An 8,270-nucleotide genomic window follows, 5' to 3' on the forward strand; every position below is an offset into this window, starting at 1 on the left:
CGGTCAGACGGCCCGACGAGGTCGCCGCGCGGTCACCGTCGAGACCGTGCACAGTTCACCGCTGCCGCCGTGTCCGAGAACCTCGACCACTGCCGAGGACCGGCCAACATGGAAGGGCCGCGCGCTGGCGACGAACGGACTGCCGGCCACAACGGGGCGTAGATAGCTCGTATGGATGTGCGCGGTCTGCAGGTCCCGGTTTTTCGCGCCGACGGCGGCTGCGGCGGCCAGTTCGGTGACGCACGCCGCAACGCCGCCATGCATGATGCCGAATCCGTTAAACCAGGAACCGGGGTCGGTCAGGATGACCTGCGCACCGTCAGCCAGGCCCTGATGGTTCAAACCCAGCAACTGATCGATGTCGGCGGTCTCGGCGTGGACTTCGGTCTCGGCGGAGTACTCGGCCACCGGATCGTCTGCGGTCGCCGGCACATACACACAGCGGGTGCTTCCGATAGCCAGTAGGTTGTGTCTGTCGTCGGTGAGACGACACTGAACAAACGACTCCGGACCTTCGGTGACCGCCTGTGCTTCAGCGATCAGAGTGTCGACATCGGAAAGGTCGCGGATGACTTCGACGGTGAGTTCGGCGGTCAGCGACCAGGTTCGGGGCGGGCGGCGCATGTAGGGCAGTTCACCGAGGATGTGATCGGCCAGCACCATGAGGGCACCGACACGGATCCGTCCTGTGTGATCGCGAGCCCAAGGCGGAACGGCGTAGGAGCATCGGTTTCCGCCGGCATCGGTCGGGCTGCAGTCCCGAAGGCCGAAGCGAGTCTCGACCGACGTGGGATCGCCGATCAGGCACCAGGTCGAGTTCGTGGAGCCCTGTTGGGCAGTCAGCGTCATCAGATTCCCGTCGTCAAGGCGTGGTTCCGGCGCGGCGGCACCGTCAGGGTTCGGTCAGGCAGGTTGGCCGTACACGGCGACAACCACTGTGCGGTCCAGACTGTTCTCGGACCACACACCCATCTGAACATGAGCGCAGTTACGCATGATCGCCAGGGCGGCGGGGTTGTGATACCACTGGTTGATCAGTTCGATGCCGCTGATGGCCAAGGCAGGATTGATCGCGACGGTCTGCGCAACAGCGCCGCGGTAGCCGGCCGCTTCGGCCCGTGCCTGCGGTGTGGATCCGTCGGATCCCAGTTCTCCGTTGAGTTCTCGGTGGTTCATCAGATCGCGCGTGTGCCATTCGGCGGCCAGCTGCAACTGAGCGTTCCGGGCGACGTTGTTGGTGCACCCGGCCTGGTGTTGGACGGTGTACACGTTGGCGATGACACTCTCGTTGAGTCGGCGGTTGTCGGCCTGAGCGCTCGGCGCTGAAACCACTGCGAGCATCGTTGCTGCACCGAGGGCCAGCCAGCTCTTGGAGGTTGCGTTGCTGGCTCGCCCACATGTTGTCTTTGACAGTGTCCGACGCATCGAGTTACTCCGATCCGGGGTGGTAGCCAACAGCCGAGTTGCGTAGTTGCCAGATGGCGGCGGGGCACAACTCGTTGGCCGCTTGAGAGATGAGATAGGAGGCTTGGTAGTCGTCGCTGGTACGGAAGTCCTGCTTGACTTCCGACATCAGCGACGCGTACGGACTGCCGGATTGCACCTTGTCGCACAACGCGTGCCCGTAGGCGAGTGCTGCTTCGGCGTTCGGGAAGCCATAGCCGGGACGAACGGTCACGTTGATCAGATAGGCGACCGCATCAGCGTTAGCGGCGCTTGGTACGGCTGCCAACGCGGCTGCACCGGCGGCGACGAGGAACGTGCCCGTGACCACACGGCGAGCGAGGAGACCTGTTCGGCGCAGCGCGGTGCGGGCAGTCGGCGAGGCGGGGTACGTCACCCACTCACTGTGCGCAATTTCGCCCCGCTGGTCAAGAATTTTTTATTTAAGATTAAGCACCCTGTCCTCGGGTCGCCGCAATCCGCGTGGCACGGCCGGCGCGCGGAACCCCGCCCGCACGGACAGGAGCAGCACACTGCGGGTGTAGGGGGAACAATGTCGGATACGGATATGCTGATGTATCGACGCGACGGGCGCGCCGCCGATCTGGGTTCGTGGTCGGACTTATCATGTGGGGATGCCCAGGCACAGCAACCGGCTCGCCGAGTCGTCGGACCAGATGGACGTCGACGACGTGGCCGCGGAATCTAAGTCGGCTTTGACACGGTCGCGGATTCTGGATGCGGCGGCGCGTGTTCTCTCTGATCGCGGTTACGCGGGCCTGCGCCTCACCGATGTGGCTGCGGCAGCGGACCTCCAGGCCCCGGCGATCTACTACTACTTCCCGTCCCGGGATGAGCTCATCGAGGAAGTGATGTGGGCGGGCATTGCGGACATGCGCGAGCACGTGGCCGCGGCGCTTGCGAACGTTCCCGACGGCACCGCGCCGCTGGACAAATTGCTTGTCGCGGCAGAAGCACACCTGCGGCACGAGTTGGAGATCTCGCACTACACGACCGCAGCGATCCGGAATTCCGGTCAGGTGCCGCAAGCCATTCGCAAGCGCCAGATCCTAGAAGAAGAACGCTACGGCGATATATGGCGCAGGCTTATCAACGATGTGGCTCGCGAAGGTCTGTTGCGCCCGGAACTCGATCTCTACATTGCCCAGATGCTCGTTCTAGGGGCGTTGAACTGGGCTGTGGAGTGGTGGAACCCGCGTCGCGGATCGGTCGAGGCGGTGGTCGAGAACGCGCAATCGATTATCCGGCACGGGATTGCCGAGACACCTGCCAAGTAGCGCTCACCCCACCCGCCGCAGGTGTTTCGAGGCTGAGGCGAGCAGGACTCCGATGGAATCCTCAAGATCGTCCGCATCGATGTCGCCGTGGGATCCCATCGCCCCGGACAGTCGGCGGGCGCGGACTCCTTCCAGCAGGCTTGCCGCACGCCACTGGGTGAAGGCGCGGTAGTAGTCCAGCTGGTCGACGCTCAACCCGGTCAGCCCTTGATAGATGTCGATCATCTCGTCGCGGGAGGGGAACCCGCCGGCGCGGGTCGGGCTGGGCATCACGATTGCGGGTTCCTCGGGTGTGCGCCAGTCGTCGATCAGCCAGGCGAGGTCGGCCAGCGGGTCACCGACAGTGCACAGCTCCCAGTCCAGCACAGCGGTGATGGCCCCGTGGTCGACCAGCAAGTTCGACAGCCGGTAGTCGCCATGCATGATAGCCGCGGGTGGGTGCTCGGGCAGTTGTGCCGAGAGCTCGACACGAAGGCGCTGCCAGTCAGCATCATGGCGGCTCAGGGTGCGCACTCGTTCCCAACTTGCGTCGATCCTGCGCATCTGCCGCGAGAGGTAGGGGGTGCGCGAGACGGGGAGCCCCAGGGTGCGGGGATCGATCAGATGCAGCGAGGCCAGTGTCTGAACGACTGACACTCCGAGGTCGCGACGCTGCACGACAGAAAGTGAGCGGGCCTGGTCTCTTGTCTCAAGGACCGAACCCCGGACCCGCTCCATGACGAGAAAAGGGGATCCGTCGGCGCTGTCTCCCCAGCCGACCACTCGTGGAACAGGTACCTCCGTGGCAGACAGCGCCTGAAGGATCTCGGCTTCCCGTCGCAGATCATGGGCGGCATTCTCGGGCGCTCCGCGCGGCGGTTCCCGTAACACCCAGGTGGAGCCCGCTGCATCAACAACGATCGACGTGATGTTCGACTGTCCGATTCCCACCCGCGATATCGCCAGCGGGCCGTTAACGGTCTCGCCTTGACGCGAAAGCCAGTCGGCCAGAACTGGCGGCTGCCCAGACATCCGCAGTGAAGAGCTGAGTTCGACATGCGGACCCGGCGGTCGAACATTCACGGTTGATCCTCTCCGACAGACACAGGCCCGGCAACAGAGGTGTCGCAGCCGGCCTCGAAAACCGCGATACACCAAAGTTATTTACCATCGATTAGAGTCATTTGATGGCCAGGGCGGGGACCACTTGCGGGAGGCCCGATCGCGTGACGCGTGATGACTATATGATCGTCGGCTTGGAGGTCCTGGCCGACCGGGGGCACGTCGACCTGAAGTTGGCCGAGGTATGCCGAAGGCTCGGGGTGACGTCGGGCTCCTTCTACCACTTCTTCACCAGTTGGGCGGACTACCGCAGCGAGCTGATCGCCTACTGGAAGGAACACGGCACGTTGGCAGAGTTGAACCTGCTCGGTCTGGAACCGGATCCTCGCCGACGTATCGAACGTCTGGTCGGCGTAGCGGTACATCTGAATCACCCGGCCGAGGGCGCGATCCGGGCGTGGAGCCGGGTGGATGCTGATGTCGCCGACGTCCAGGCCGAAGTCGATCGGCTGCGGCATCGTGTCGTGCTCGACTCCGCGCGTCAACTCGGGGTCGAGGAAGGTCGCGCACAACGGTTTGCCGATACAGCGTTGTATCTTCTGGTCGGCTACGAACAAGTAGCCTCGGTGCCCGATCTCCACGGGCTGGAGGCCATTCTTCGCGATCTGTTGAATCTTTTCGACACCGACAGGGGCGGGGCCGAGGGCGCCGTGTAGGCACTTCCGTCAGGCCAGATCGGCGCCGACCGCGGTCCGCAACCGCGGAACCGCGCATCTTCTCACCCAATTCGCGACATTTTAATGTCTATTCGAATATGTTCTCAGTCATCAGCATCGGCTAATCAGGGGAGACATATGGCACCGGCGACGAGGACATCCGAAAATCCCGACGAGCGGGGCGCGGCCGCCGGGGACTTTCGCATGCTGCGACTGGCGCTTTGGTCGGTATGTCTCTATGTGGGATTCGGCCTCATCGGGTTTGCTGCCTTCGCGGGCTTCTGGCCGCCGCCGAGTCAAGATCTGGACGCCGAGTCGATCGCAGCGCATCTCCGCGAGCACGAGGCAGCGATACGGATCGGCATGGTGCTGATGGTGGTCGGCGCACCGTTCTACTACACATGGAGCATCGCGCTGTCGAAGATCATCGGCCGGATGGAGGGGCCTATGGGCCCGCTGTCGATGACCGAGCTGATCGGCGGCTTGATGACCGGCGTGGTGACCGCGGTTCCCGCGGTTGTGTGGCAAACGGCGGCTTTTCGCTCGGAGGCGCGGTCGGCCGAAACCATTCAGGCACTTTACGATTTCGGCTGGCTTTTCTTCGATCTCACCTTCATGTTCTCGTTCCTCCAGAGTGCGGCGTTGGGAATCGCGATCCTCATGGACCGTCGGACACAGCCGCTGATTCCGCGCTGGGTCGGCTACATCTGCTTTCTCACCGCCGCGGTGTATATCCCGCTGAGCCTGGTGCCCTTTGTGCGCACCGGCCCGTTCGCTTGGCATGGGGTTCTGAACTTTTGGGCAGTCTTCGTGATGTTTTTCGTGCTCATCGCAATCCTGACGCCATACGCGTTCCGCGCTTTGCGTCGTCTCGAAGCAGGCTGACCGACGATCGTTAGATCGGCTCATCCCGAGCAGCCGGGGGATGTAGGCGCTCGAACATTATTGACGTTTGGGCATTTCGAGTCCTGCCGGTCGTTCCTGGGCACCGACGCGACTAACGGCCGATTTTTACTCTATACTAGAAAATCTCGTCGAGGTGTGATCTGCTATCGGCACGCGGCGCGCAATGACGTGCGACACAGATCGGAGTGAGCTGGTGGATCCCGTCCCTGACTATGACGCGAGCGATGAACTGGAGATGTTCTTCAATTGGCTGCCGTGGGCTCTACGGGGCGTCTACCCCCCGCCCGCGGCCCCACCCATCTAAGAACGGTCGAGCGGGGCCGACCAGCACCGGTAGTGAAGGAGCTCAAAATAAGCACCGTGACGCGACTGTTGCGCTTCATCTTCGCGGTGGTTGTCGCCGTATGCCTCTGGACAGCAATAGAAGCGCGCGCCGACAGCACTGAGACGCTGATGGTTCCATCGGCGGCGATGGGGCGCGATATCCCAGTGACCTTCCAGCCCGGTGGACCCCATGCCGTGTATCTGCTCGACGCGTTCAACGCCGGGCCGGACGCAAGCAGCTGGGTGGGGGCGGGCGCGTTCAGCACGCTCGCGAGCAAGGGAGTCTCGGTCGTCGCACCAGCCGGCGGCGCCTGGAGCCTGTACACCAACTGGGAGCAGGACGGCAGCAAGCAGTGGGAGACCTTCCTAGCTACCGAGCTGCCGAACTGGCTTACCGCGCAGAAAGGTCTGGCCCCAAGCGGACACGGCATCGTCGGCGCCGCACAGGGCGGAACGGCCGCCGTCACCCTCGCCGCTTTTCATCCAGACCGATTCCGCTACGCGGGCTCGATGTCAGGCTTCATGACACCCTCGGCGACAGCGTTGAATGGCGCCATCACCGCTGGCCTTGCCCGATTCGGAGGGGTGAACACTCAGGCCATGTGGGGCGCGGCGCAGCTCGGTCGGTGGAAATGGCACGATCCGAGCGTGCACGCTCAAACGTTGGCGGACAACAACACTCGACTGTGGATTTTCAGCCCGGCGACGTTGGGATGTAGCGACCCTGCTGCCATGATCGGTTATTGCGACCAGGCGCAGGGCAGCAATCGGTCCTTCTACAACCAGTACCGGGCCGTCGGCGGCAGCAACGGACATTTCGATATTCGGACCGGTGGTCAGCATGACTGGGGCACTTGGGGCCCGCAGTTATCCGCCATGTCGGGCGACCTCATCGCGGCGATCAAATGAAATGCACTGTCACCCCACCATGTGCGACGACCCGTTTGGCGCGCGGCTTGCTCGCGGCAGTAGTGGCCGTCGTTGCTTGGCAGACGGTGCCACCTGCAGGATCCAGCCACGCGGAGGACCCGTGTGCGCTGGCAGTCTCGTTGCTGTGCCGATTCATGCCCATCGCCCCCGATCTCGAGGGCGATGTCGACTACACGCAGCAACTGCCGGCGGGCGCCGACGCGGTCCTGGCGCCGGAATCTGCGGTGCCGGCGGATCCATGCGCGAGTGGATGTATCTGACGTAGAAGCAGCACCCGCGTCAACGTTGAAAGGTGATGTGAGGTATTGGACTTCAGATTGATGTCTCGAATCTCACGAATCACTTGGGTCTTCTAAATTGGGGAGGACGTGACGATGTTGATTGCGCCGGTGAGGCCAGCGTCCTGCTGGGCCCGACGGGTACCGGTAAGTCGGTGTTCCCGAAGTCGCTGATCGGTCTGCTGCGCCCCGAGCGTGGCCCGATCGTCATCGACGACACCAGCATTCTGGAGTGGTCGGCCAAGGTAGGAGATCCACACCCTGTTCGGTGTGCTGTTCCAGGACGGCGCGCTGTTCGGGCTCGATGAACATCCGCGCCAACACCGCCTTCGCGCCGCGTGAGCATACCGAGAAGAGCGAGTCCGAGATCCGCAACATAGTGATGGAGAAGCCCTAACTCGTCGGTATGTCCAACGATGGGCACAAGTTTTTCGGTGAGATCTCCGGCGGTATGCGCAAGTGTGCCGGCCTCGCCCGCGCCTCGGCGCTGGATCCGCAGGTCATCATGTGCGACGAGCCGGACTCCGGTGTGGACCCGTCCGTACCGCCTACCTGTCGCAACCTTCGATCGACATCAACACCCAGATCGACGCCACGGTGCTGATCGTGACGCACAACTTCAACATCGCCCGCATGGTGCCCGTCAACATCGGCATGCTGTTACGCAAGCAGCTGGTCATGTTCGGTCCCCGTGAGGTGTTGCTGGCCTCCGAGGAGCCGGCGGTCATGCAGTTCCTCACCGGTCGTCATCGGCCCGATCGGTATGTCCGAAGACGAGTACGAGGCCACCGCGGCCCGCCGGCGGCCATGCCGAGCAGTGTCGCGGGTCGGCGGAGCATCGGCGGGGATCAGGCCCGGTAGCCGGCGGGCTGGGCGGGCATCGGGGCGTACTGCGGGTAGCCGGCCGGGTACCGGTACGGATGCGTGGGCTGCGCCGAGGGATGGGCGGCCATGGCGCGGGCGCGGGCGGCTTGCCGGTGCAGGGTCTTGCGGGCCGACCAGTTGGCCAGCAGGGCAAACCAATTGAGCAGCAGCATCGACAGCGGGCTCCACCAGCCGGCGAGCAGGTTGTGCGTTTGAGCCTGCCGGAGGGCGGCGTCGCACTGCTCGAACGTTCCGGTGACGGTGGCGGATTGGTCCATCCACATCAGCAGCAGGCCGGTGTGCTTGGTGGTGCTGACGGTGAAGACGGGCTGATGGGCGTAGGTGGGATACATGGTTGTCCTTTCGGATGGTGCTGTGCAGTGGGGGTCGGGGTGAACTACCCCGGATTTTCTTCCTATTGTGTTGTGAGGGCCGGGATGGGCTGGCTCACGTGGGGTGAGGTGCCGGTC

Annotated in this window: 9 protein-coding genes and 2 pseudogenes; 6 read left to right on the forward strand and 5 right to left on the reverse strand. The window is 63.7% G+C overall.

Annotated elements, in window-relative coordinates; all coding sequences use genetic code 11:
• Positions 1–3: 3 nt before the first annotated feature.
• The 3 genes from AU194_RS13495 to AU194_RS13505 all read right to left on the reverse strand — a co-directional run bounded on the left by AU194_RS13495 (position 4) and on the right by AU194_RS13505 (position 1,774).
• Positions 4–663 carry a PaaI family thioesterase gene (locus AU194_RS13495; RefSeq protein ID WP_059089760.1) on the reverse strand — a complete coding sequence of 220 codons (660 nt, stop codon included), beginning with the start codon at positions 661–663 and terminating at the stop codon, positions 4–6.
• A gap of 240 nt (positions 664–903) precedes the next feature.
• Positions 904–1,341 (reverse strand): CAP domain-containing protein, encoded by a 438-nt coding sequence (locus tag AU194_RS13500; protein ID WP_059089761.1) that lies wholly within the window; start codon positions 1,339–1,341, stop codon positions 904–906.
• Positions 1,342–1,429: 88 nt separating this feature from the next.
• Positions 1,430–1,774 (reverse strand): DUF732 domain-containing protein, encoded by a 345-nt coding sequence (locus AU194_RS13505; protein ID WP_059089762.1) that lies wholly within the window; start codon positions 1,772–1,774, stop codon positions 1,430–1,432.
• Between the two features lie 304 nt (positions 1,775–2,078).
• Here AU194_RS13505 and AU194_RS13510 point away from each other — a divergent pair, with 304 nt between their 5' ends.
• Entirely contained in the window at positions 2,079–2,741 is a 663-nt protein-coding gene (locus AU194_RS13510) for a TetR/AcrR family transcriptional regulator (protein WP_059089775.1), read from the forward strand.
• 3 nt (positions 2,742–2,744) lie between these two features.
• Here AU194_RS13510 and AU194_RS13515 read toward each other — a convergent pair whose 3' ends face one another.
• On the reverse strand, positions 2,745–3,803 hold the full coding sequence (locus AU194_RS13515) for a phosphotransferase family protein (protein WP_231743355.1): 1,059 nt from the start codon (positions 3,801–3,803) through the stop codon (positions 2,745–2,747).
• A gap of 143 nt (positions 3,804–3,946) precedes the next feature.
• Here AU194_RS13515 and AU194_RS13520 point away from each other — a divergent pair, with 143 nt between their 5' ends.
• From AU194_RS13520 to AU194_RS13535, 5 genes and pseudogenes are all read left to right on the forward strand, one after another.
• Entirely contained in the window at positions 3,947–4,498 is a 552-nt protein-coding gene (locus AU194_RS13520; protein WP_231743356.1) for a TetR/AcrR family transcriptional regulator, read from the forward strand.
• A 138-nt stretch (positions 4,499–4,636) separates the two neighbouring features.
• Positions 4,637–5,383 (forward strand): hypothetical protein, encoded by a 747-nt coding sequence (locus AU194_RS13525; RefSeq protein WP_059089765.1) that lies wholly within the window; start codon positions 4,637–4,639, stop codon positions 5,381–5,383.
• 214 nt (positions 5,384–5,597) lie between these two features.
• A pseudogene (locus tag AU194_RS32595) lies at positions 5,598–5,708 on the forward strand (CAP domain-containing protein); the annotation flags it as partial.
• 56 nt (positions 5,709–5,764) lie between these two features.
• On the forward strand, positions 5,765–6,637 hold the full coding sequence (locus AU194_RS13530) for an alpha/beta hydrolase-fold protein (protein ID WP_059089776.1): 873 nt from the start codon (positions 5,765–5,767) through the stop codon (positions 6,635–6,637).
• Between the two features lie 325 nt (positions 6,638–6,962).
• Positions 6,963–7,741: pseudogene (locus AU194_RS13535) on the forward strand (ABC transporter ATP-binding protein); the annotation flags it as partial.
• Between the two features lie 43 nt (positions 7,742–7,784).
• Here AU194_RS13535 and AU194_RS33030 read toward each other — a convergent pair.
• Positions 7,785–8,153, reverse strand: a complete 369-nt coding sequence (locus tag AU194_RS33030; protein WP_059089766.1) for a hypothetical protein — start codon at positions 8,151–8,153, stop codon at positions 7,785–7,787.
• Between the last annotated feature and the right edge of the window lie 117 nt (positions 8,154–8,270).

Source organism: Mycobacterium sp. GA-2829, assembly GCF_001499965.1.
Lineage (GTDB): Bacteria > Actinomycetota > Actinomycetes > Mycobacteriales > Mycobacteriaceae > Mycobacterium.